The sequence below is a fragment of the Pedobacter sp. PLR genome (assembly GCF_026239675.1).
Classification (GTDB): Bacteria; Bacteroidota; Bacteroidia; order Sphingobacteriales; family Sphingobacteriaceae; genus Pedobacter.
The window spans coordinates 240,430-265,375 of sequence record NZ_JAPIVQ010000001.1 but is presented as its reverse complement, the minus strand read 5'-3'; the positions used below and the strand labels follow the sequence as shown (position 1 = coordinate 265,375).

14 protein-coding genes are annotated in these 24,946 nt (G+C 42.7%); 2 read left to right on the top strand and 12 right to left on the bottom strand.

What is annotated here, in order from left to right; translation table 11 throughout:
• Window positions 1-92: 92 nt before the first annotated feature.
• From OQX61_RS01105 to OQX61_RS01065, 9 genes are all read right to left on the bottom strand, one after another.
• Complete coding sequence (locus OQX61_RS01105) at window positions 93-1,094, bottom strand: UbiA family prenyltransferase (RefSeq protein ID WP_265839794.1); 1,002 nt, start codon at window positions 1,092-1,094, stop codon at window positions 93-95.
• The gene (locus OQX61_RS01100) at window positions 1,081-2,136 is read right to left on the bottom strand and encodes a hypothetical protein (RefSeq protein ID WP_265839793.1); all 1,056 of its coding nucleotides are present in this window, start codon (window positions 2,134-2,136) and stop codon (window positions 1,081-1,083) included. The genes OQX61_RS01105 and OQX61_RS01100 overlap by 14 nt, the downstream gene beginning before the upstream one ends.
• A 3-nt stretch (window positions 2,137-2,139) precedes the next feature.
• The gene (locus tag OQX61_RS01095) at window positions 2,140-3,300 is read right to left on the bottom strand and encodes a glycosyltransferase family 4 protein (RefSeq protein WP_265839792.1); all 1,161 of its coding nucleotides are present in this window, start codon (window positions 3,298-3,300) and stop codon (window positions 2,140-2,142) included.
• A 3-nt stretch (window positions 3,301-3,303) separates the two neighbouring features.
• Window positions 3,304-5,106 (bottom strand): ABC transporter ATP-binding protein, encoded by a 1,803-nt coding sequence (locus OQX61_RS01090; protein WP_265839791.1) that lies wholly within the window; start codon window positions 5,104-5,106, stop codon window positions 3,304-3,306.
• Between the two features lie 36 nt (window positions 5,107-5,142).
• A complete protein-coding gene (locus tag OQX61_RS01085) occupies window positions 5,143-5,949 on the bottom strand; it encodes a methyltransferase, TIGR04325 family (protein WP_265839790.1) in 807 nt (268 codons plus the stop codon).
• 11 nt (window positions 5,950-5,960) lie between these two features.
• Window positions 5,961-7,061 (bottom strand): DegT/DnrJ/EryC1/StrS family aminotransferase, encoded by a 1,101-nt coding sequence (locus OQX61_RS01080; protein WP_265839789.1) that lies wholly within the window; start codon window positions 7,059-7,061, stop codon window positions 5,961-5,963.
• Window positions 7,039-7,410: an FdtA/QdtA family cupin domain-containing protein gene (locus OQX61_RS01075; protein WP_265839788.1), complete on the bottom strand. Its 372-nt coding sequence runs from the start codon at window positions 7,408-7,410 to the stop codon at window positions 7,039-7,041. The genes OQX61_RS01080 and OQX61_RS01075 overlap by 23 nt, the downstream gene beginning before the upstream one ends.
• On the bottom strand, window positions 7,394-8,254 hold the full coding sequence (locus tag OQX61_RS01070) for a beta-1,6-N-acetylglucosaminyltransferase (protein ID WP_265839787.1): 861 nt from the start codon (window positions 8,252-8,254) through the stop codon (window positions 7,394-7,396). Before OQX61_RS01070 ends, OQX61_RS01075 begins: the two co-directional genes overlap by 17 nt.
• Before the next feature lie 122 nt (window positions 8,255-8,376).
• A complete protein-coding gene (locus OQX61_RS01065; RefSeq protein WP_265839786.1) occupies window positions 8,377-9,927 on the bottom strand; it encodes a hypothetical protein in 1,551 nt (516 codons plus the stop codon).
• Between the two features lie 123 nt (window positions 9,928-10,050).
• Here OQX61_RS01065 and OQX61_RS01060 point away from each other — a divergent pair, with 123 nt between their 5' ends.
• Both OQX61_RS01060 and OQX61_RS01055 read left to right on the top strand, forming a co-directional pair.
• Window positions 10,051-10,962 carry a glycosyltransferase family 2 protein gene (locus OQX61_RS01060; protein WP_265839785.1) on the top strand — a complete coding sequence of 304 codons (912 nt, stop codon included), beginning with the start codon at window positions 10,051-10,053 and terminating at the stop codon, window positions 10,960-10,962.
• 5 nt (window positions 10,963-10,967) lie between these two features.
• Window positions 10,968-12,134, top strand: coding sequence for a glycosyltransferase family 2 protein (locus tag OQX61_RS01055; RefSeq protein ID WP_265839784.1), 1,167 nt, complete (start codon window positions 10,968-10,970; stop codon window positions 12,132-12,134).
• Between the two features lie 34 nt (window positions 12,135-12,168).
• Here OQX61_RS01055 and OQX61_RS01050 read toward each other — a convergent pair whose 3' ends face one another.
• Genes OQX61_RS01050 through OQX61_RS01040 form a run of 3 tightly spaced genes read right to left on the bottom strand, consistent with a single transcriptional unit; the run spans window position 12,169 to window position 24,869 of the window.
• Window positions 12,169-12,894, bottom strand: a complete 726-nt coding sequence (locus OQX61_RS01050; RefSeq protein ID WP_265839783.1) for a 4'-phosphopantetheinyl transferase superfamily protein — start codon at window positions 12,892-12,894, stop codon at window positions 12,169-12,171.
• Window positions 12,894-18,128, bottom strand: coding sequence for a non-ribosomal peptide synthetase (locus OQX61_RS01045; RefSeq protein ID WP_265839782.1), 5,235 nt, complete (start codon window positions 18,126-18,128; stop codon window positions 12,894-12,896). Before OQX61_RS01045 ends, OQX61_RS01050 begins: the two co-directional genes overlap by 1 nt.
• A gap of 12 nt (window positions 18,129-18,140) precedes the next feature.
• Window positions 18,141-24,869, bottom strand: coding sequence for a polyketide synthase (locus tag OQX61_RS01040; protein ID WP_265839781.1), 6,729 nt, complete (start codon window positions 24,867-24,869; stop codon window positions 18,141-18,143).
• Window positions 24,870-24,946: the final 77 nt, after the last annotated feature.

Sequence of the window (24,946 nt, the reverse complement as noted above, 5' to 3'; positions counted from 1 at the left end):
ACTAAGATAGAAATATAGGTCGTTAAAGACAAGGTAATGACAATTTAGTTATTCCGGAATTATAAGACAAGACCCTTTTTTGGCTATTTTAGTCATTTTTTGGTTAAAAGGAATCTGGAAAACTTAAGGTAGTCTTTCAAAGCATTTTTTAAGCCATCACTAAATAATGCAGCGTGAATCCCAAAGATAATTATGTTTTTAGGATCCAGTAATATGGCTGCCAGCAAAAGTGAAACCGGAAAGAATACCTGGTAATAATCTGCCATAAGAATTTGAAAAGGTCTTTCTTTTTTGAAAAGAATGAGGATCAGTTGGGTATGGTACAGCAGGCGCCTTCCAAAGAGCAATATAAAGTAAAAAACCAAAAAGATCAGGGCATAGGCCGATTGCAATTCATACAACATCAGCAAAAGACAAACACACTCGATGCCCATGATTAGTCTTGCCCTGATTTCAAAATCAGCAGGAAGAATATGACTCGCATAGGTATTCAGGTTTACTTTAAGGTCATTTTCCCGGTCTGAAAACTGGTGCCATAAAATACCACGAAGACCATAACAAAATGACCAGCCAGCTACCGCAATAAACCATACTATATTTAACTCCTGATGAGTCACATAGCTTACACTGGCCACCATAAGCAGGCTGGTGAAAAGATGAGATCCTGTCGCATCTGCCAATACCCCCCAGATTCCCCTGTTTTTTAAGCGGATTGGTTTGATGGAATATAGACTGAAAACAATCCAGGAAAGCAGGTAAAGGAGGCAGGAAAGTAAATCTGGATAGAGAAAATAGCCAAACATGAGCCCTGATAACAGGCACAGGACAGGAATTAACCACCTTAGTTTTACAGGAACCTTTTGAATTCTGTTGGACTTTCCACTGGCGAGATCTTCTTCCAGGTCCGTAATGTCATTGACCACGCTAACATAAATTGCCCCTACAATTAATGAGGCAAGCAGGAAAAGAAGGTGTAGCGCCACCTTATAAAGTGGTACAGCCGACATTAAAGCCGTCGCATAGCCAATAGCGAGTAAAGGGGGGAGTTTATAGCTCCACCATTCCTGAGACCTGATGACCTTAAATACGCTCATTTTTCTTCTTGTTTTGTGTCGTGTATAACGAAAGAGCTTCTAAACAGAATCCCGTGGTTAGTTCTTCGGAGCCATAGCATAAATGTTTTTTAGGGCCACCATAATAGACTGCCCATCGCGGCCATCCACCTGATTTTTTCTGTCTGCGGATCAGAAACTCTACAGCCTGGTCTATTTTTGGGGAATAAGAATCTCCATTAAGGAGTACAATAATACCCAAAGCGGTATCCAATACCCCGGTTCCAAAAGAACCATCCGTATTGACCGTTAGTAATACACGATTGTTGATGGCTAATTTTGCAGGTTCCATTTCTTTAATCCCTGCCTTATAAAGCCTGGAAAAGAAGTAATATACAGTAAAGGGGTTACGGTACCATAAGTCGCAATCTCCTTCTTTTTCTGTGGCGATGATGTTCAACAGATAAGGTACAATGGGCGCGGTTTCTGCGGTATAGCCCAAATGAAAAAGTACATTGGCATTCACGACAGCATCAATATCATAGCGGGAAGCTTCCGTTTTTTTCCAGAATAAAAAACTGCTAACCGGGTGTTTTAATGCCCGAAGGCTCAGCAGCCAGAAATCTTTTAGGGGTACAAAAATTGGCCTTAACGCATACCAGGTATAGAATAAGCCTGATTTGCTGCGGTTGGCTAGTATCAGTTCTTCGTTTGAAGGATAACTTTTATTTAAAACTTGTAATACTTTTGATGCACAGACGGTATTGTCAACGTCTGGAGGACAAATCGGAAACAAAGGATTTAGCATGCTGAAATTATTCCAGACACCACCCCTCATCATTTGATATTGCAGAAAAGCGGCGGCCTTATCCAACATTTCAAAAACCGCAGGAATATGCTTTAAAGGAAGTAAAGCATAGGCAATGAGTGACGTGGGGAAAATATTACTCTGCGTGATACACATTTTCATTTCATCCTCATCACCGATATAACAGCAGAATTCCCCATTCGGAAATTGATGATCCTCCAGGAAATCTATCCCCTTTAGAATCGTTTGTTCGGTTAAGATCTGGAGTTCCTGCATAGCTTAAGCGCTCAAAATGTCATGAATTAACTTTGCGAAATCCTGTTCCGGACTGGCGGGAACATGAGCCTTCACATATTTTGCTGCATTCTCGCCGAACAATTCCCATTGACCACGCTGTTGCCAGGCGCGTTCCATTGCCAATGCAAAAGAGCGCTCATTGGCCTCCCCGATAAATCCGGTAAAGCCTTCCTCCACAAGTTCTGCATTTCCACCGGCATCGGTAATGATGACCGGTCTGCCTACAGACATGGCCTCAACCATAGAAAGCGGCAAACCTTCACTTCTGGAAGGAAGCACCAGGGCATGATGTGATTGCCATATTTGACCGATATCACTCACCTGGCCTATAAATTCTACATTATCGAGCTTCAACAAATTAGCCATTTCTTTCAATCCAGCTTCATCAGGACCTTTTCCTATAAAAGAAATAACAACCGGCCGTGTTCGCCATTCTTCCTGCGCTAAAATTCGCAGTAGGATATCCTGGCCCTTGTCCAATATAAATAAACGACCTACACAGGCTAATCTGTACTTTTCTGAAGTTGCAGGGTAGGGCAATGGATTACCGGCTAGTTTTACCGGATTAAAAACTACCATTGCATTTGCGAGTCTCTTACCAAATTGTTCTTCAGTAAGTCTCAGGTTATGGTGAGAAACGAAAAAACAACGTTTTGCCTGTTGTAAAACCTTTAACATCATCGCGCGGTCGTTTGGAGAAGGCCAGTAAAAATCTACTGCTTTTTGCGAAATAATGACATATGGAATACCCAGAATCAGGCACTCATTGGCAAGCTTTAATCCGTCAAAATTGATTCCCTGTGCAATGATGACCAGGGAAGGTGCTTCTTTTTGGATTGCCTTTTTAAAGGTTTTCAATTCTTTTGGATAGGCCTTTACCAGCTTTAATTCTGCTGCAAGCTGATTAGAAATGCGGATTGCTTTTTTAAACACCCGTTTTAAAAGGGATGTTTCCGGGGCCAGTTCAATTAAGTTTACCCCGATTTCTGCGAGTGCAATAAATTCCGGGTGGGACCTGTTGATCCTGGATTTGAGCAGCACAGTCTGGTAGCCCTCATGATGAAGATAAGGAATGCTTCTGGCCCAGAGTTCCTCACTGCCACCCCAGTCCTCCACACAACTTACAATTGCTATTTTTCTCATCCGCTATGATTTCTTATTAAATAATTTATAATAAGCTCCGGCCATAACGATGAGTTCTTCATGCGTACCGGATTCCACAATCCGACCATTAGAAAGCATATATATATAATCCGCGTGTTTTACCGCAGATTGCCGGTGACTAATAATTAAAGCTGCACGGTTTCCTATTCTTTCACGGAAAGAGTCGAATAACAGTTTTTCTGCGTTGGCATCCAGGGCACTGGTTGCTTCATCCAGAATGATAAAGCGGGAATTGCTATAAAATGCTCTGGCGATGGCTAACTTTTGCCATTGTCCGATACTCACCTCGTGTCCATCCTCGAATATCCGCCCCATTACGGTCTGGTAACCATTGGGGAATTTATCAATAAACAAATCTGCACCGGAGTTTCTTGCGGCCTCTATAATTTCCTCCTGAGGGCGATCGCCATGAATATCACCGAACCGGATGTTATCCGCTGCGCTGACATTGTATTTTCCAAAATCCTGAAATACTGCACAGATTTGCTTACGGTAATCCACACTTTTAAACTTTCTGATGTCCGTGCCATTTAAAGTGATTTGTCCGGAACTTGGATCATAAAGTCTGCACATCAATTTAATCAACGTAGATTTTCCCGCCCCATTCATGCCCACTACGGCAATTATCTTCCCCGAAGGGAGTTTGATATTGATGTCAGATAAGGTCGGTTGGCTGGAATGAGGGTAATTAAAACTGAGATTTTTTAATTCCAGATCGATATGCGGGTCCTCGGCAATTGGTAGGGGCTGAGCGGGTTCTGGTAAGCTACTTGTCAAATCAAACAGCTCAAAAATACTCTTCACAAAAATGTTATTTTGATAAAGCGTGGAGATACTAGATGATAATCCTTGCAAAACATTAAAGGATTGAGGAAAAGCTACCAAGAATAAAGTGATGTCACCAACGCTTGTCGTTCCGTGAATACTGCCAATTGCAATGTAAGCAATACAGGAGAAAAACCCCATTGCAGCAATGGTGGAGGTGATTAGTTCTTTGTAAGTTCTACGTTTACTAATGGCCAGTCTGCCGGCAAGCAAGTCTAAACGGATGCCGGAGTATAATTTGCGAAGGTGATGTCCCAACCCAAAACTTCTGATTTCTTTAGCATGGATATCGGTCGTGAGCAAGGTACTCATGTAGCCGGATTTTCTTTCCAACGCAGTTTGTGCAATCCTCAAGGCATTTTGACTATCGGCGAAATTAATCCTTACCCATAAGGTAGGGATCACAAAAACGGCAAGTATCGGAAACAATCGCCAATCGATGGAAACCAGCATGGAACCAATCACGATCAGGCTAATACTATTTCTCGCGATGTCGACAATCGTAAAAACAATAAGGTTTGGACGATCAGTTCCCATATCTCTTGCTCTTTTCAGGATGTCGAAATATTCCGGACTTTCATAAAAGGAAAGGTCGAGTCCGATGGCACTCTCATGAATTTTACTGTCAATATATTCGGCGACTTCCCCTGATTGCTTCTCGGTGATATAGCCGGAAATGGCTTTGGTAGCGGTATAAAAAACCGCAGACAATGCCGCAAGAACAAGGTATTTGATTACCTCATTTTCATTTTGAAGGTTATTGATCCCATGTTTGGAGATGGTATCAATCAGTAACTTCAACATATACAAGGAGGAGAAGAACAGCGCGCTTTCTAACATGATAAAGATCAGAGAAATCGTAGTCCAGGTCTTTGACGCGGTCCAAATCAGTTTTAAAATCCTTAACAGATTAAGATTAGTTCTTAATTTATTGATTTTATTAGAGAATGATTCGATCATTTTATTTGTAACTAGCAGATAGGTAGCGTGTAATTTCTAAATTTCCCAGAAGGAGCCTTCGTATCGGAAGGGTTTTAACTGAAGGTAATACTTTTCAGGAGCAGAAATGAAATCGTATTTCTTTTCATAAGCTGTTTGCAGTGATCCTTCAACGCGATTCCGGTCGGGGAAATAACAGGGATAAGAAGCTTCAATTCCATAAAATACCGGAGGAACATGTTGAATCGTGATTCTGTCCCCTGGTTGATCATTATAGCCAATAAAATCAAGTAAAACATGTGGAATAGAGGAGTTTTTTACCTCTTCCAATAGCTCATAAGGTTTTTCAAGGTACTGAAGCACATTGCAGATCAGGAACAAATCGACCTCGTTTACTGCCATACATTCTGCTATAGAATTATAAAAAGTAACATGTTCATTTTCAAAACCTTCCTTGCCGGCTTTCACAAATTCGGGCTGCTCTATAATGCACCACTTTAACTTTTTTAAATGCTTTAAATAGGGGAGGTTTTGATAATAAGTGGTACCAAGCGAGCCGCCAAAGTCAATGAGGGTAAGTTGATTGTCGTTTTTGGAAGCCACGTAAAGCAAGACGCTCAATAAAGGGAAATTCATCTGCACCTTATCATAAGCGATACCGTCGCGTTCATAAGGAATCTCCTTATTTTTCACTTTTAAAGTACTCTCCTTGATTTTGTTTAGAATATCTGCCTCATCATAGCCCTGGCATTTCTCTTTAGCCGTTTCATAATCCTTATAATCGCCTTTCCAGCCATATTTAAAACTATACCATTTTAAACTATGGGCAAGAGGAGGAATGAATTCTTTGACAAGGTAAAACATGGGCAGGGGAGCTAAACGTTAAATTTATTCAATACTTTGACCACCTGGTGGATATCTTCTTTAGTGTGCGCAAAAGAACATGGTAAACTCAGGGTACTTTGGTGAATGTTAGTCGATATCGGGTAGTCGAATTTTGTCAGGTGATCTTTTAATGCAGCCTGGTTTTGTGGTGCAACAGGATAGTGTATCTCTGTGGCAATCCCATGATCCAGTAAATACTGCTTTAGCTCATCCCTTTTTGGGTGAAGAATATTAAAAATATGATATACATGATGGAAATCAGGATGAATCCGCGGTTTAATGAAATCATCCTTCAGCTCCTTAAAATAGATCTCTGCCAAAGCCCGCTTATGGTTGTTGATATCGTCAAGATAGGGGAGTTTAATCCTTAAAAAGGAAGCTTGCAACTCATCTAACCTTGAATTATAGCCAACTACGCTATTGTGGTATTTCTTTTCAGAACCATAGTTGCGGAGTTGTCTGATTTGTTGATAATCGGCCTCAGACTTACAAATTACGGCACCTGCGTCTCCTAAAGCACCTAGATTTTTGGTGGGATAAAAGCTAAAAGCACCGAAATCTCCGAATGTACCCGCAAGCTTGTTTTTGTATTTTGCACCATGGGCTTGTGCGCAATCCTCAATTACTTTGAGACCATGTTTTGTGGCAATTTCCATAATAGGATCCATCTCACAGCACTGTCCATATAAATGTACCACCATAATGGCGACTGTTTTATCAGTAACCGCTGCACTAATCTTTGCAGGGTCAATATTATAGGTTGCGGGATCAGGCTCTACCAATACCGGCGTTAAACCACAATGCAGAATGGATAGAATGGTGGCGATGTAGGTATTTGAGGGTACAATAACTTCATCCCCCGGACTGAATTTGCAGCATTTTAGGGAAAGTATGAGTGCGTCCAGGCCGTTGGCAACCCCAACAACATACTTTTCCTGATGATAACCGGCAAACTCTTCTTCAAATAAGGAAACTTCCTCGCCTAAAACATACCAGCCTTTAGCTAAAAACAGGTTGAATTTTTCGCGTAATTTTTCTTCAAATGACCGGTTTAGCGTTTTTAAATTTTCATACTGTATCATAAGGCTCATAAATATAGTCTTTAGGATCAAACGCAGTGGAAGCAAGGACGAGTAAAATTGCATCCGACGAGAAATCATGCATTACATGCCAATCTTCCGGCAATAAAAATAAACACTTTTCAGGACTATCGAGATCGAAAATTTCAGTTTTGGTACCGTTATTATTAGTGATTTTGCAGGAACCTTTAATGCATATTGCAGCCTGATGTGTCTCATGATGCCTGTGGCCACCACGATCCGTCTCATCTACATCATAAATGTAAAATAATCTCTTGATTTCAAATGGAACAATCTGGTCTAATACGGTTAATACGCCTCTGCTATCTTTAAAAGTTTGAATGTTAGTGATGTGTGCCATTCTTTAGAATTTGGGTGTCAATTAAGTCTAATATTTCAGGGCTGTTTACCATGTCAAATTTTCTGGCAAACAACATTTCAGTTTTCTCTAGTTTATCAAAGTCTGTTTCATTTAATACTTTCGGATTTGCTCCACCGGCGCTCCAATCAATATACCTGTAATTGTTGTTGACCACTTTTTCCATGTATTTGGAGTTCAGGATCATAGTTTGAAAAACAAACTCGTCACTTGCCCAGCAGAAAGAAAAGAATTGTCTAAGTTTCTTATCTTTTTCGACTTTATTAACCACATACATGGCCACTTCCGGACTCAACATCCAGAACATCGATTTTCCATATGGATGCAGATTATAAGGCAATTTCCGATTGGGCATTATCTTGTTAATCAGATTTTCCAGCCTGTGTTTTCCGGGAAAACTATAGCTCGATAGGAAATAGTTTTCCATGCGGATTAAACCTTCCTTCCAGTCGTTTTTGAAATCCCGGTAACTGAGGAATTCCTTACCCAGATTTTCCTTGAAAAAGGTATTGATTTTTTCCGGTGATTTTAGCGGATAATCCTGGCCACTTAAAAAGTTGATGAACTGATAAGAAATTCCGGTTCCTACGATCTCTTTAATGCATTCGAAAGTTGCAATGACAGTACTAAAACCTGCCCATTTCACATCTACACGATTGTTGATGAAATACACATTAGGAAGTGCCTTAAGAAACAGATGAGGATTGATGTCGAATTTTTTGTCTACATGAATGTAGAAATCAAAATTTTCATGATACATCATCCGAATCATTCTTTCGGTTTGCTGTGGATTGGTATAAGTTAAGATCAGATGAGCGATACGCATGTTAAAGTAAATATTCAACTATGAAAATATAGTGCCAATATGTTAGAAATCCTAGCAGTACCCGGATTGTGCCTAAAATATTACAAGCTTGGTTATTTTTTTCTGAGCGCTGTCAGCCTGGATCAATTCTCCTTTAAAAGAGGTGATCCAGCATAAGTACAAACTCTAAATGAAGGGTCATCTGCCTGACTGGCATCTCCACGTTGCATGCGATAGAAAAAGGTCTGTTTTTCTGTCACCGGATTTTGCAGTAGCAATTGCCAGACTTTTCCTGAGCCCTTTAATTGTAATACCTTATTTCCGGTAATCTCGTAACCTGTTGTTTTACTTTGTTTTACGGGTATATCGTAAACGATGGTAATCACGTTCCCCTGATAACTGATTTTCGAAATTTGAGGAGGTAATTTATCCTTAAAAGGATCACGGACTTTAGACCTGTCCGTTTTATAAATATTGATCAATCCGGTCTTAGCGTTAAAAGTAACGTCATTTGTTCCGGTTGCTTTTACATTAGAAATCTCCCCGCCATTTACAATTAAACTCATGTTTCTGTAAATGACATTAGGGTCTACGGCCTTCATGTCCAGTGTAATATGGTACTTTCCGGTGCCTGGATCATACTTTTCTTTAATAATTTTTACCTTCGCTTTTGTTTTCTCATAATCCATCAGCTCTTTTGAAGAAGTCATCCAGGCGCTATCGCGGTTTGCAGGATGGTTCTTAATGTAATTGATGAATTCAAAGAAAATCTCAGCACCCTCTTTCTTATCTCCAAAGGGCCCATGACTAAAGGCAGCCCCGATTAGTTTTTTATCTTTTTCAGGGTGATTGAACACATCATCAACATAGCTTTTTGCATTTTTAAGCTCTTCAGGATTCCACTGGTCTCCTAAATTAGTTCTGGAAATCAGGACTTTGTTGAAATTCTGGGTCTTCATTCTGATGACACTACCCCAGCTTACATTTTCATTTCCCGGACTATTGTTGCCATCAGGTATAGGCTCCCCGAATTCTGAACTAATCAAATGATACCCCAGCTGTAAACCACTTGCTACAAAACCCTCATCATTTGAAGGAATCACGATCTCCGTCATCCGGTAATGCGTATGGTTCCACAGGTTTTTTTCGGCATCTTTTATGGCTTTCAGCTTATCTGTTCCCCCATGAAATAAGGTATGGTTCATGATGGAATGCCCCTTAGAAATAATTTCCATGATCTGTGGCCAGGAGGTCACATTTGCCGAACTGCCATGCGCTTCATTCGGATTGATAGCAAAAGAATATTTGTAGCCAATATTTTTACCCGCACCATCGGTATAGGTAAAACCGGGGTACTTTTTCCCATTAACTACCCCGCCGCTGAGGATTTTATAAACAATAGTATAATCTGAAGCCAGGCCATCATCTTTCATCAGCATGAAGCCCTTACTTTTATTGTAGGCGAGGTCAGTAAATCGGAAATGAGGTATTTTTGCTTTTTTAATGTCCATTTCTATGGATACCAGCCTTGAGGTATCTCCTGAATTCACTGCCGGGAGGACGATCGGCGTCACAATGGAACTGGCTTCCATTTGGCGGCCAGCCGTTACCGGTCGGTTACATTGCGTAAGCGAGGTACTCATGAGTATGCCCACATATTTTAATACCCTTGATATTTTATTTAGTGATGACATGTTTTTGTTTCATGAGGTGGAGCAGTATTTGTATTTATAATATAAGTAAGCTGATACAATAATAGCTTTTTTGCAAATTAATTCCTTGAAAAATAACCAATCAAAATCCTACTTTTACAGCAGATGAAACTGACCTCAATAATTTCCGTTAACTTTAATCAACCTGAGGTAACGTTAGCGTTCTTACGATCAGTCAAGAATAATACCACAGGGATTCCCGTAGAGTTGATTTTAGTAGACAATGGGAGCAGAGAAGATCATGAAGCGGAGTTTACGGCTGCTTATCCCGACCTGAAATACCTGCGCTCCGAACAGAATTTAGGTTTCGCCGGAGGTAATAATATAGGTATTAAGATAGCTACAGGCGAGTTCCTGCTCTTATTGAACAACGATACCGAGATCAGTCCTAACCTGATTACCGTGTTAACGGAGACGATGAATAACCATCCGGAAATTGGGATCATTTCTCCACTAATACTTTATTATGATCAACCGGACACCATCCAGTATGCGGGATTTACGGAGATGAATTACCTCACTGCGAGGAATATGGGAATCGGCAACATGGAACACAACCAGGGTCAGTATGACCAGGATAGCAGAGAAACGGGATTTTGCCATGGCGCAGCCATGATGTGCAGAAGGTCGGACCTGGACAAAACCGGTCTGATGGCAGAAAACTATTTCTTATATTATGAAGAGTTAGACTGGTGTGAACAGTTCAAACGCGCAGGAAAGAAAATCTGGTTTACCGGCCAGACCAAAATCTACCATAAAGAGTCGATGAGTGTGGGGAAAGAAAGCAGCATCAAAACTTATTTCATGACCAGGAACAGGATGCTGTTCATCCGTAGAAATACCGGTTTGCTAAATACCCTCCTTTTCAGTTGCTTTTATATCGGTATTGCCTGTCCAAAACAAATATTTACCTATCTTAAAAAGGGAAGAACAGATTTGGTGAAATGGGTGTTTAAAGGTGTGTTATGGAATTTCAGCCAGTCCAAAACCAGTAAGTACTTAGGCTTTAAAATATAATATTGATGATCATACTTTTCTGGATCAGCATTTTTCTGATCGTATATACATTTGTAGGTTATGGCTTTGTGCTCTACCTGTTGCTGAAGCTCAAAAGCTTATTTGTAAAACCCTTTTCTTTCAAAAAGGGGGAGGACTTACCTACCGTAACTTTGCTCGTGGCTGCCTATAATGAAGCCGAACTGATTGAAGAGAAGATCAAAAACACCCTTGCACTGAACTATCCCAAAGATAAAATACAGTTCATATTTACGACTGACGGATCTTCTGACAGTACGCCGGATCAGGTGCGTAAATATCCGGAAATCACCTTGCTTCATATCGAGGCGAGGGAAGGGAAAATGGCGGCGATTAAACGCGCAATCCCGGCTATCAAAGGAGAAATTACCGTATTTACGGATGCCAATACTTTTCTAAATAAAGACGCGGTGCTGGAACTGGTAAAACATTACCAGAACCCAAAAGTAGGTGCCGTAGCCGGAGAAAAAAGAATACTGGTACCCGAAACTGCAGATGCCAGCTCTGCCGGAGAAGGTTTTTACTGGAAATACGAATCTCTGTTGAAAAAATGGGACTATGCGCTATATTCGGGTGTGGGAGCAGCAGGGGAGCTGTTTAGTATTCGCACAGCATTGTACCAGCCGGTAGAATCTGACACCATTATAGACGACCATATGATCGCCATGCGTATCGCCGAAAACGGATACATCATTGCCTATGAAGCCAATGCTTATGCTATGGAAACCGCTTCTGCGGATGTAAAAGAAGAACTGAAACGTAAAATAAGAATTGCAGCAGGAGGAATCCAATCGATCTTAAGGTTAAAAAAAGCCGCAAATCCTTTTCATAACCCCATCTTTACTTTTCAATACCTGAGTCATCGGGTATTGCGCTGGACCATCACTCCATTTCTATTGATCCTTGCCTTTATCTTAAACGGAATCATTGCCCTGGAAACGGGCTCACTGTTTTATCAGGTGTTATTTGGCCTTCAGGTATTTTTTTACGTATTGAGTCTCATCGGACTCTATTTTGAGAATAGAAACATCAGAATCAAAGCGCTGTTCATCCCTTACTATTTCTGTGTGATGAATTATGCAGTGATTGCGGGCATCATCAGGTATTATAAAAAGAACCAAAGTGCGGCCTGGGAAAAGTCTAAAAGAAAATAACTGAAACTAAAGGCAGTATTAAAGAGAAGGAGAGCTATAAGAAATTCAGTCCGCTGGTACCCAGATCCCAGAATTTAACCGGTTTATTATCCAGTGGGATAGCGGTGGTCAATAAATGGGTTTCTGTAGCAAAAAAGCTGTTTACCTGATAGCTCCGTCCACTTCTTAAAACCGTAGTATCCTGGCTGGGTACCTCCGGCAACTGCTCTACAATACCTTCGCCGGTAGCTTTTACAATCGCCTCTTTTCTGGTCCATAGCAGGTAAAAGGTCAGGATGGGGAGTGCAGCACTTTCCACCATCGCTTTTTCTTTTTCCGAAAAGCAAAGATCTATTACCTCTTTATATTGAAAATAAGGGTCTATATATTCAATGTCAACACCAATAGAACTTTCGCTGAAAGCGATAGTAATCAGGTCTTTTGAATGACTTACATTAAAACATAACCCATCAATAGCCGGCTTCTTATTGTCTTTCAAATGAAAAACCAATGCTTTGGGCGGCACAGGAAGAAAATGAGAGAGGAGTTTCCTCAAGAAATACTTGCGGACCGTATAATTTTCCCTGCTCTGCTGGTGTAGAAACCGTGTTGCTTTAGCCAATTCCTCCGCAGACAATAATTCTTTAGCCTCTATTTTTTTAAAATAATCACTGGCTTTCATCTTAAAAATATGAACAAAACCCTTTATAGAAAGGTCTTGTCCATCGTAAGGGAGCCAGGTGATTGGTCCGTTCAGCAAGTTGTCAGCAGTTGATTCCATTAGATTTTGTTTAAAGCAGCCTGTAAAATTCTTGCAAATTCTTCATTATTTGGAGGGTATAAGAAAGTCTCATGATCCCCCGGAACATGATGACGCTCTATTCCTTGAGTTGCATATTTTGCCCAGCCAAGAGTTTGGTTGTCATCCAGGTAATATAACCGCTTCTTCACGGTAAATAAGCTGATTTTAAGGTCTTCCGGAACCATCCTGTAATGATTGTGGGCCAGATCGTAACTTTTATAAATCTCCTTCTCATAAGGACTAAAATGCCGCGTGTAATCCTGGCCCTGAGGCAGCATGGTATCATCCATCCTGCGTTTAATCATCTGTAACTGATAATGAAGGGTAGCCCCGGGATAACGGAAGAAAGAGCCAATGAAAAATGGAACTTTACAAAACTGCCTTTTAATCTTATTCAACAACTTAACGGATTTAGGAACGGAACTGCCCACATCCCCGGCATAGGTATCTAAAATCCCTAAAAACTTCAGCTCTTTACCCATACTCGTCAGCTGTTTGGCCATCTCATAAACAATGAAACCACCCAAAGAATAACCTGATAAACAATAAGGACCATCCGGGTGTACTTTTAGAATTTCCGCAACATATACGGCGGCGATCTCCTCAATACTATCAAAAAGCTCCCTTTTCCGGTTCAGACCTAAGGCTTGCAGACCATAAGCCGGCTGATCCTCATCCAGATACTTGCTCATAGATTGAAATACCAATACATTTAATCCACCACCATGAACCATAAATAGCGGGTGTTTTGTACCTGTCGTTTTAATCGGGACCAATGCATCCCATTGTACTTCCGGCTCATCATGATGCAGTTTTTTGGCCAGCTTTTGAATGTTTGCATTTTCAAATAGCGTAGCCAATGGCAACCTCTTTCCGGTTTTCTTCTCAATTGCAGCCATCACTTTTACGGCGAGTAAGGAGTGACCTCCAAGCTCAAAAAAGTCGGCAGTAGTATCCATATATTCCAGGCCTAAAACCGCCGACCAAATATCAAATACCAGCTGCTCATTTTTATTCTGAGGCAACTCTCTCGACTGCCATTGGTTTTCGGCCTTTGGCTGCGGTTTAGGAAGTGCTTTCTTGTCGATCTTATGATTGGGCGTTAAGGGGAAAGTTTTTAATGCGATAAAATCAGCCGGAATCATGTAATCCGGAAGCTGAGCCGCCAGGGCTTCTTTCCATTCCGCTATCGTTTTTTTAGAAAGGAAAAGCTCGTTGGTCGAAACCGGTGTTTTAGCGAAGTCTAAAATAGGAGCTGTCGTAAGATCAATGGCCAGGGGGGCAGCTGGAATCGCATTTGCAATCCCCACCTTAATAAAGACGACATCGTAACAGCCATCCGTCCCGTCAGTGCTCCATCGGATATGTGTATTGTAACCCAGTTTTCTGCCTAATTCCCAGAATTCATCCGGATGAATTCCATCCTCTAAATTTGCCAGCTGGTTTTTAATATCGGCAACTAAAGTAGCCGGCGCTGCGGAATTCATCCAATTCAATAAAGCATAATCTTTGGCTGTTCTCGCATTAAATACCCGGTTCAGGGTGATGCAATCTACCTGCTCTTTTTCAAGCAAATCTGCAACTGCAGCGACACTTTTCAGCTGTTGCCAGTCCAGTGTTAAATCCGGACTAACTGTTTTATGATCAGCATTCACATAAATCCACACATCATAATGATATTTGGTGGTTTCATTTAATGATGAACCCCTTCTTAACTGGACATCTATGCCAGAAATCTCCGGAATCAACTTCGGTAGGAGATAGAAAAATGCCGGATCAGCTACAAACTCATCCTCAATTCTTACCCGGTTAGTCACCACTTCCTGGAAATCAGGAAGCGTACTACTATCCTTTGCATTGGCGAGGTAATCCATCGCATGATACATGGTTAAGCTATTTTTGCCCTGCATATCACCGATAAACAGACAGCCGCCTTTTTTTAAACGTTCTACCGCTGCGCCGATCACCTTCAGAAAATAGGCCGTATCGGGGAAATATTGAGCCACACTATGGATCAGAATCAAATCGAAGGTAGGACCGTTAATCCCGCTGAAATCGTCAGCTGCATTGGCCTTTGTGCTTACATGTTGCCATTTATCCGAATCAGCATCCAGTTTTTGCTGTAGCTTTTTAATCGCCGTTTCCGCATAATCTGTAGCCATATAAGAACTTGCAAAAGGAGCCAGCTCAAACATCAGCTGACCGCCGCCGCTGCCAATTTCTAGAATATCCCGTGCTTTGAGCGCTTTAATCCTTTCTGCGGAAACCTTCAGCCATTCCGCTGCCTGCTCCACCAGACTATCGCTGTTTTTCCATTGTTCCAGTAAAATCCCGTCTATCTTTTGATCAGATTCCGCTTTTCCTGCCGATGATTGTGCGGCCATATCATAAATGGTGTCCCATCTGTCTTTCCAGGAAGGCGTAGTGTTTTTTGGTTCCAGATCCTCCGGAATCACATAAGCCACTAAACGCTGCTCGCCCAACTGATCGGCTCTGGCCATGACTACGGCCTGTTTTACATCTCCCAGATCCGTGATGGCATTTTCAATCTCTCCTAATTCTATCCGGTGACCACGGATTTTAACCTGTTGATCAGACCTGCCCAGACAAATAACCTCTCCATCTTCGGTAAATTTACCGAGATCTCCGGTTTTGTAAAGCCTTGCATGATCTGAGCCACTAAAAATATCTTTAATGAATTTCTCAGCAGTTAGCTCTGGCCGATTCAGGTAGCCGGCGGCCAGACCCTCACCACCGATTAAAATCTCTCCTATGTTTCCCGGAGGGACCAATTGCCCGTTCTCATTGACCAGATAAATACTGGTATTGAAAATGGGCTTACCAATGGTGATGACCTCATCTTCTTTTTTAACTTCTTTTATGGTCGACCAAATCGTCGTTTCCGTAGGCCCGTACATATTCCATAAAGACGAACAACGCTGTAAAAGCGCTGTGGCAAGGTCTTTAGGAAGTCCTTCTCCACCGCACAATACTTTTAATGGAATGTTGCTGGTCCAGCCGGATTCTATCATCATTCTCCAGGTAGAAGGAGTGGCCTGCATGATTGTGATCTGCTGATCCCGAATCAGGTCTAACAATAAACGCCCGTCTCTGGCACTTTCTGTGTCACATAAAACCAGCTCTGCGCCGGTAATAAGCGGCAGGTATAATTCCAGACCGGCAATGTCAAAAGAAATTGTGGTGATCGCCAATAAACGATCCGAAGGGTTAATTCCTGGCGCAGATTGCATGCTGAGCAAGAAATTCATCAGGTTGACATGCATGATCTTAACCCCTTTAGGCTTGCCGGTAGAGCCGGAAGTATACAAGATATAGGCCAGATCAGTACCCGAAACCGGAACATCTATATTTTGACCAGGATGATGATCCAGGGCAGCCCAAATGTCTTCTATCACAAATTCTCCCGCTTTGGCAGCAGCATATTTGCCTGCATAAGCTTTAGAAACCAGCAGCATTTTCGCTTTGGAATCTTCCAGCATATATACAATTCTATCGTGTGGAAAATCAGGGTCCAATGGCAGATATACCCCGCCGGCTTTCAGAATTCCCAGCAGCCCGATTACCATTTCTATAGAACGGTCGGTCGCTATGGCAACGATATCGCCGGTTTTGAGCCCTTTATCCTGCAAATACGCCGCAAACTGATTGACACGGTAAATGAGTTCAGAGTAAGTGAGTTGTTCCTTTTTAAAAGTCACCGCCTTTTGATTTGGGAACTTTAAAGCCATCCCTTCAATCAGCCGGGAGATATTTATATTTTTATCGAAATCAACAGTGGTTTGATTCCATTGTTTCAATTGATTCAGCCAGGATTCAGAATTCGCCAGACTATGGCTTTGTATGGTCTTAGTCGGATCAGCAACAAAGTCTTTTAAAAGATTTTCAAAGTCTCCGGCCATTTTCTCTATAGTAGCCGGCGTAAAAAGGCCGGAATTATAGGTCCATTCCAACGTAAGTCCGCGTTTGGAACTGGTTGCATTCAAAAACAACTCAAAAGTCTCATAAGCCCTGGGATTGGAAATCAACTCATAATCCAGCCCCTCAAATGATACGGAATTGTCCATACCCATATCAATATTGAAAACCACCGGAACCAGCGGAATCCTGGAAGGGTCTCTTTTAAGGTTCAGCGCTTTTACCAATTGTCCAAAAGTGAACTTCTGATGGTCATAAGCATCAAAGAAAGCTTTTTTTCGTTGCTTCAGGTATTCAGTGAATGACAAGTTCGGATCTATCCTGGTTTTTAAAGGGAGCAGGTTTACACAGTGACCAACCAATCCGAATTTCTCCGTTGCGGCTTGTCCGGCGGCAGGAAGTCCTACTACCAACTCCTCCTGATGGGTTTGCAGGTATAAGAAGATCTCAAATGCGCTCAGTAAAGTATTTACGAGACTGGCTCCTGAGGAGGCCCCTGTTTTTTTTAACTTCGCCACGATTTCCGTAGAAAGATGTAAGTCGAACCGGGAAGCCTTATAAGTTCTTAGTGCTGGTCTTGGGAAATCCGTTGGAAGATCCAGGACCGGCACACTATCACGGTACATATCCAGCCAGTAATTAAGCGTTTCCTGATATTCGGTACTTTGCTCAAAAACGATCATTTCAGCCGCATATTCGCTGATCTGTGGGGCAGGACTTAAGCTGATCGGTTTCCCCTGCACTTGCGCATTGTAAATCTTACTCAGATCTTCCAGAAACACCCCGGTAGACCAGCCATCGCTGATAATATGGTGCTTAACAATAGTAAAGTAGTAATGGGTTTCAGAAAGTTTATGTAAGAATAAACGCATTAAAGGGCCTTCCTGCAAGTCAAAAGGAGATTGCATTTCCTGCTCAATAAACGCATCCAGCACTGCTTTTTGATCGCTTTCCTCAGAAATATTATGGAAGTCAAGTGCAATGTCCTGATTTTTATAAATGATCAGCGTTTCTCCGTTAGGGCTCACCGTAGCGCGTAAAGCCTCATGTCTGTCCAGAACCGCCAGTAAGGCAGTTCCAAAATGAGCAAACTGAATTTCACCTTTAAGCTCCAAAGACACAGATTCATTGTAGGCCAGGTTGGCGGCCACTTCGCCGATCATGCAGGACAGCCAGATTTCCTTCTGCGGCTCATTCGTGAATACAATCTTTTCTATCTCCCTTGACTTATCATCAAAGGGGTCAAAATCAACTGGTGTAAAAGTATGTAGAGACATTAAGTTTTATGTTTAATTTACCTGTAGGTATTTTCCTGGATTCTGGTGATCTTCAATAAACCAGGCCGGATTGCCATCTTTATCTTTTCCCAATCTGGCATTTGGCAAAGGCGGACTATTAAATATATCCATTTTTGAGGAGATTTTTTCCTCCACAGGGTGGATATAGGTGGGAATAAAACCGGCAGCTTTTAACTCTGCTAAACAGACTTCAAAAGTGGTGATGATTTTATCAATATCCTCCTGACTATGCGCAGTCGTTAAGAAGCAGGAGAAACCTTCCAGAATATGGATGCCTTTCAAACGCATTAATGTAAAGAACAATTCGGTATAGGCATAGTCCTCTAAAAACTTAACGCGCCATAAAGAACCAAACTGTGCGATGAACATCGGTACGTCCAGCTTTTTGAGGATTGCATTTAAAGTATCCGCAATGTATTTTGTTTTTTCATTTAAGCCGGACTGTAAGCCAGGGCCCTGTTCCTTCATATAAGTTAAGGAGGCTTTGGCGGTGGCCAGCGCCAGAGGATGGCGTACAAAAGTTCCTGCAAAATAGGTGACCCCGATTTCAGGAACGGAATCATCACCATATTGCCAGAAACCACCGTCCAGCGCATCCATAAACTTCCTTTTTCCTGCAATAATGCCAATAGAAATCCCTGCACCGGCTACCTTTCCATAAGTACCCAGATCCGCTTTAATGTCAAACATACCCTGTGTACCACGCGGATGAAAACGGAAACCAGAGATCACCTCATCAAAAATTAAAGCTGTTCCAGAGTTCTCTGTAACTGCTCTCAATTCTTTCAAAAAGGCAACTGGCTGGAACTCTGGTCTGCGACTCTGAACAGGTTCTACCAAAACTGCTGCAATTTCATCCGCACGCTCTTTGATAATCCTTAAAGATTCGTCTGTCCCATAATCCAGGATCAGCATATTTTGTACGGCTTCCGGCATAATACCCGGTGCCGCAGGGAATGATTTCAGTTTTTTACTGCCCCTCACAATCACCTCATCCACAATTCCATGGTAAGAACCGGTAAAGGCGACAATCAAGGAACGGCCGGTTACGGTACGTGCAATGCGCATGGCACCTAAAACGGCTTCCGAACCGGTATTACATAGTGCAGAACGGTCGAAATCAGTGAATTCACAAATCAGTTTACTCACTTCTCCGGCAAGCTCATGCTGTGGCCCAATCTCATAACCCTTCTCAATCTGCTCCAATAAAGCGTTTTTGATTACATCAGGCTGATAACCCAGCATGTTTGAGCCAAAGCCGTTTAAGGCATCGATGTACTCGTTTCCGTCCAGATCCCAGAACTTGCTGCCCCTGGATTTGTTGATCACAATGGAATAAACCAATTCTTTAGTCGCCGGTTTAAACCCGGAAACTACCCTTGGATCGGCCATGTGCGACCGGTTTTCCTGGGTATAAGTCTTACTGGATTTCGTTTTATCAGTATACCTGACTATTAAATCGTCCAGATATTGTTGCTGATCCTGAGTTAAGGACGCAGATTGTTTCTCTATTTTCGGACTGGCGCCAAAAGGTTTTTTAATCTCTGCCAGTTCCTCAGGACTTAAATCGGGAGTTGTAGCATTCGATAAAGGAGTATTACGAGGCGGAACAGGTGCATCAGGCAAAGGCATAGCAGGTGGAACAGGAGGTGTTACCACAACGCTTTGTACCGCTATCGGGTTCCCTTGCAACAAAGCAACCTGTCTGGCCAATAACTGTATTTGCTGACTAATCAGCTCAATCGCAGCGCCGGAATTGTGCGCATGATAACCCATTGCAGGAGGGTGATTTCCGTTTGCTGAACTTGCTCCATTTACAGCGGCAGATGGGTTTGGTGTATGAACAGCCGCTACTGGAGGGCTTGCCGTTTCAGGAGGCAATTGCTGGTCAAGGTAACTGGCTAACTGATCAAGATTGCTGAACTCTTCGTTTAATTGTCGAAAGGTAACCGGTACATTAAAGCTTTTCTTCAGGGCAATTGCAATCTGAGTTAACAACAGGGAATCCAGTCCCATCTCTATAAAGCTGATCTCCGAAGAAGCGTCCTGCATATCTATTCCTGAGGTATTTTCCAGAATATCCTTGATCTGACTGATTAACGATTGCTTTCTCATTACTGGTGTAGTTTGTTGGTTTGAGGTAAAGGGTTGTTCTATATAAACAGGAGGGGTAAAAACGTCCGTTGAAACAGAGGCGTTGAAACCTGCCATGGAAAGGGTAGCATTGTAACCTGCGGTTGAAGCAGGTGGCTGAACCCAGTATTTTGTTTTATTAAAGGCATAAGTAGGCAGGTTCGTTAGTTTGATCCGCTTTTCTTCTTTATAAAAAGCAGCCCAATCTGGTTGGTAGCCGTTTAACCACAAAGCGCCGTAAGCCCTTAACAGGCTATGGTAAGCGGATTCATTGTCTTTTGGCATTTCCAGTGAGCTTAGGATCAGGTTGTTTTTTCCTGCTGGCTGCTGACGTAAAAACGTAGCTGTAGCATTACCAGGGCCCATTTCAATAAATGCTTTTCCTTGGTTTTCTGCAAGCAACAAGGCTGCGGCATCGTCAAATAAAACGGTAGAACGCAGGTGGTTGGCCCAATAGCCCGGGTCTGTAGCTTCCTCATCAGTCATTTTTCTTCCTTTTACCGTAGAATAAATGGGCAGGCGAGGGGCATTAAATTTCAGCTGTAACAGCGCTTTTGTAAAAGGTTCCAGCACAGGATCCATCATATAAGAATGGAAAGCGTGACTGGTATGTAACAGTCTGTTGGCGATTTCTTTTTCATTTAAGACGGCAGTAAATGCAGCGATAGCCTCATCAGTTCCTGCCAGTACACAAAGATCAGGGGAGTTGATGGCAGCAATAGCAACATCCTCAGGAAGGAGTGGTCTCAATGTTTCCGCCTTTTCCCGCGCCGAAAGCATACTGCCACCCGGAAGCTCAGACATCAGTTGTCCGCGCGTGGCGATGATATTTAAGGCATCAGTTAAGTCGAGTACACCGGCAAAATGTGCCGCTACAAATTCCCCGATACTATGGCCGATAAATGCGGAAGGATATACCCCCCAGCTCATCCATAATTTACCGAGGGCATAGCCGATCATAAACAAGGCTGGCTGACTGTACTTCGTGTTTTTCAATTGTTCTTCCGCTGCTTTATTCAGCTCCGGGGGATAGATAATATCTAAGAGACTTTCCTGTAATTTAGATTTTAAAAGCGCATTACATTCATCCATCGCTGCGCGAAACACAGGTTCCTGGTCATATAGTGCTTTCCCCATGCCAGGGAATTGTGCCCCCTGTCCGGGGAAGGTAAATACCGTCTCCCTGATTACTCCGGGGTTTTTCTTCGTTTGTCCAGGAGCTAAACTGCCGCCTTTTTGTAATTCTATTTTAAGCGATTCCAGATCTGAGGCCAATACAAACCTACGGAAAGGGAAAGATTTTCTGAACTGATTTAAGGTATAAGCAATGTCGGGAAGCTCCACAGTACTGGCATCATTTAAGAACGTTACAAGTTTTTCGCCATACTGGTTTAAACTCTGCTCATTTTTAGCAGACCAGGTGATCAGTTGCAAAGGACGCGAAGTATGCGAAGCTGAGGAAGCACTATCCCGGGTCTGATCAGTATAAGATTCCAGAATCAGGTGCACATTCGTTCCCCCCACACCAAAAGAACTCACACCAGCAAGGCGTTGATCACCTTTCCAATCCTTTAAATCCGTATTAACGATAAAAGGACTGTCTTCAAAATCTATATTCGGGTTTGCTTTCTCATAATTTATACTGGCTGGAATCTGCTGATGGTGCATGGCCAGACTGGCTTTAATCAACCCGGTTACTCCTGCAGCGCAGGTAAGATGACCAAAATTACTTTTTACAGAGCCAATAGCACAGTACTGTTTCTTTTTCTGCTTGCCAAAGGCTAGGTTTAGGCCTTCAATTTCTATCGGATCACCAAGTGGAGTCGCAGTTCCGTGGGTTTCTATATAACTAATCTGCGCAGGATCGACCCCTGCATCATCAATAGCCATACGGATTGCTGCGGCTTGTCCTTCGGCACTAGGTGCGGTGAAACTGCCTTTACCACCACCATCATTGCTGATGCCGACTCCTTTGATAAGCGCGTAAATCAGGTCGCCGTCTCTTAAAGCTGCGGCCTTATTTTTCAATAAGACTACACCGGCACCGTCACTAAAAACAGTACCTTCTGCACCGGCATCAAAGGGCCGGCAATGGCCGTCATTGCTCAACATGGCACCTTCTTCATAAAGATGGCCCACATTTACCGGGGCGTTTATCGTTGCGCCACCTGCAAGTGCCATCTCACACTGGCCCGCTCTGATACTTTGTACAGCCTGTGCGACTGCCAACAGCGATGTAGAACAAGCCGATTGCACATTGACCGCCGGACCATTTAGATTGAGCGTATACGCCGTTCTTGTGGATACATAGTCTTTATCATTAACGGTTACCACCTGAAACCGACCTACATTTTCGATCAGATCCGGATTGGGCAACACATTGTTCGCATAATAGGTATTCACGCGGACGCCTGCAAAAACACCGGTTCTGCCCTCATAATGCTCAGCAGTATAACCGGTTTTTTCAAGCACCTGCCAGGCAATCTCTAGAAATATACGTTGCTGCGGATCCATGAGCTCTGCCAGCTTCGGCGTGATGCCAAAGAAACCAGCATCAAAACCCTGTACTTCCTCAATAATTCCCCTTGCTTTCACATAATCAGGATGATTCCTGATTTCCGCAGGAACGCTCTGGTCAATTTCCGCTTCAGTAAAAAATCTGGTGCTTTCTTTTCCTGCTTTAAGGAGTTCCCAAAGCTCAGTTACAGAATCAGCCCCTGGAAACCTGCCACTCATCCCAATGACCGCAATATCCTGATCTTCGTTTTGTGCTTTAACGTTGTTTTTATAGGTTTTAACCAGATCCTTGCCATCCAGAAAGGCAGCAATGTCTTTAATTCTTGGAAATTGATACACCCTGGTAACCAGCAAATGCAAGCCATGTCTGGTTTTCAATAAAGCAACAGATTTCTGCGCCAGCAGGGAATTCCCGCCAAGCTCAAAAAAGTTGTCCTCAATACCCACTCTGCTCACCCCAAGGATCTCTTTCCAGATTGCCGAAAGGTTGTTTTCTGTTTCGTAATTTGGTGCCTCATAGGTGTTTGTCAATAAGGTAGCCGCATCCGGATCTGGTAAAGCTTTTTTATCCACCTTTCCATTCGGACTAAAAGGCAGCGCCTCCATAGGTACAATAAGCTGTGGCACCATATAACCTGGTAGCTTGCTTTCTAAATAACTGATCAGGGTTTTCTTATCGTAATCCTCCTGTACCACCACATAAGCAATTAGTCTTTTATCACCGAGCTTGTTTTCTCTGGCTAAAATTACCCCTTGTTTGATACCAGGTGCCGTTTGAAGGATGCTTTCAATCTCCCCAAGCTCAATCCGGTAACCGCGGATTTTCACCTGGTCATCAATGCGACCGAGATACTCAATTTCCCCGTCTTCGCGTTTTTTGCCAAGATCACCGGTCAGGTATAAACGTGCACCAGGTTCCTCAGAAAAGAAATCCTTGACAAAGCGTTCTGCGGTAAGGTCAGGGCGGTTTAAATACCCACGAGCCAGGCCAGCGCCTCCGATATAGATTTCTCCGGGTTCATTTACGGCGGCCTCCCGGAACTCCGGATTTAGAATATAAACCTTCGCATTGGTAAATGGCTTGCCAATAGGGATGGTATGGTCATAAACCGTGGTTTCATTCACCAGGTGCAGGAGTTTTCCAATAGTGGTCTCGGTAGGACCGTAGTGGTTTACAATCCTGCAGGTATTTGATACAGGACGATTAATTTCTTTAACCATGCTGGCACTCAGTGCTTCTCCTCCAAATATCAACAGCTGTTGAGGCATTAAATCCTGACCATCTAAAGCCAGTGATTTCCAGTGAGAGGGTACGATTTTGAGGCAGTCAATGGTATGGTCCCTGAAATAAGGGTGAATATATTCGGGCGTATTAAAGTTTTCTTTGCTGAAAAGGTGTAAAGTACCTCCAAGGGTCAATGCGCTAAAGATAGCGGTATTGCCAAGGTCGGTAGCCATAGTTGCACCCACAGCATAGTTTTTGCAGCTGGATAAGGGCAAATGGGTGGCTAAACCCAACACATAGTCGGTTAAGGAATGGTGTTCAATTAACACGCCTTTAGGTAATCCGGTAGAGCCGGAAGTGTAAATGACATAAGCCGCCTGATCCGGGTCAATGGTCAGCTGAACTGCGGTATCCGGTGATTCAGCGGCGATTGTCCAGTCCTCATCCGCCAGGATCACCTGTAAACCTGAGGCTGCCGTGAGAAAGGGTAAGGATTTTAAATCGGTGATCACCAGGGACGCAGCACTGTCCTGAACCATGTATTTCATGCGGGCCAATGGGAAATCTTCATCAATAGGGACATAGGCAGCTCCGGCTTTGAAAACCGCTAAAATGCTGATCAACATACTTTCAGGGTTGTTCAGGCAAATGGGCACTAAAGTCTCTTTTTGTATTCCCTTCCGGATCAGATAATGAGCCAGCCGGTTAGAAATCTGGTCTAATTCCTGATAACTTAAGGCATGGCCTTCAAATAATACGGCGGTTTGATGGGGTACTGATTTGACTTGCTCAGCAAACAAATCCAGAATGGTATTTCTATCCGAAAAATTGGAGAGGTTATTCATAGCGATTAGCGTTTAATCTCTTTTATTATTTTGTTGTTCATCAAAAAACAGGCTTGTTTTAAAAATAATACTAATGT

What these genes read in the sequence shown, in the direction of transcription:
- OQX61_RS01105 (WP_265839794.1), bottom strand. Translation starts at nt 1,094, where the DNA reads ATGAGCGTATTTAAGGTCATCAGGTCTCAGGAATGGTGGAGCTATAAA.
- OQX61_RS01100 (WP_265839793.1), bottom strand. Translation starts at nt 2,136, where the DNA reads ATGCAGGAACTCCAGATCTTAACCGAACAAACGATTCTAAAGGGGATA.
- OQX61_RS01095 (WP_265839792.1), bottom strand. Translation starts at nt 3,300, where the DNA reads ATGAGAAAAATAGCAATTGTAAGTTGTGTGGAGGACTGGGGTGGCAGT.
- OQX61_RS01090 (WP_265839791.1), bottom strand. Translation starts at nt 5,106, where the DNA reads ATGATCGAATCATTCTCTAATAAAATCAATAAATTAAGAACTAATCTT.
- OQX61_RS01085 (WP_265839790.1), bottom strand. Translation starts at nt 5,949, where the DNA reads ATGTTTTACCTTGTCAAAGAATTCATTCCTCCTCTTGCCCATAGTTTA.
- OQX61_RS01080 (WP_265839789.1), bottom strand. Translation starts at nt 7,061, where the DNA reads ATGAGCCTTATGATACAGTATGAAAATTTAAAAACGCTAAACCGGTCA.
- OQX61_RS01075 (WP_265839788.1), bottom strand. Translation starts at nt 7,410, where the DNA reads ATGGCACACATCACTAACATTCAAACTTTTAAAGATAGCAGAGGCGTA.
- OQX61_RS01070 (WP_265839787.1), bottom strand. Translation starts at nt 8,254, where the DNA reads ATGCGTATCGCTCATCTGATCTTAACTTATACCAATCCACAGCAAACC.
- OQX61_RS01065 (WP_265839786.1), bottom strand. Translation starts at nt 9,927, where the DNA reads ATGTCATCACTAAATAAAATATCAAGGGTATTAAAATATGTGGGCATA.
- OQX61_RS01060 (WP_265839785.1), top strand. Translation starts at nt 10,051, where the DNA reads ATGAAACTGACCTCAATAATTTCCGTTAACTTTAATCAACCTGAGGTA.
- OQX61_RS01055 (WP_265839784.1), top strand. Translation starts at nt 10,968, where the DNA reads ATGATCATACTTTTCTGGATCAGCATTTTTCTGATCGTATATACATTT.
- OQX61_RS01050 (WP_265839783.1), bottom strand. Translation starts at nt 12,894, where the DNA reads ATGGAATCAACTGCTGACAACTTGCTGAACGGACCAATCACCTGGCTC.
- OQX61_RS01045 (WP_265839782.1), bottom strand. Translation starts at nt 18,128, where the DNA reads ATGTCTCTACATACTTTTACACCAGTTGATTTTGACCCCTTTGATGAT.
- OQX61_RS01040 (WP_265839781.1), bottom strand. Translation starts at nt 24,869, where the DNA reads ATGAATAACCTCTCCAATTTTTCGGATAGAAATACCATTCTGGATTTG.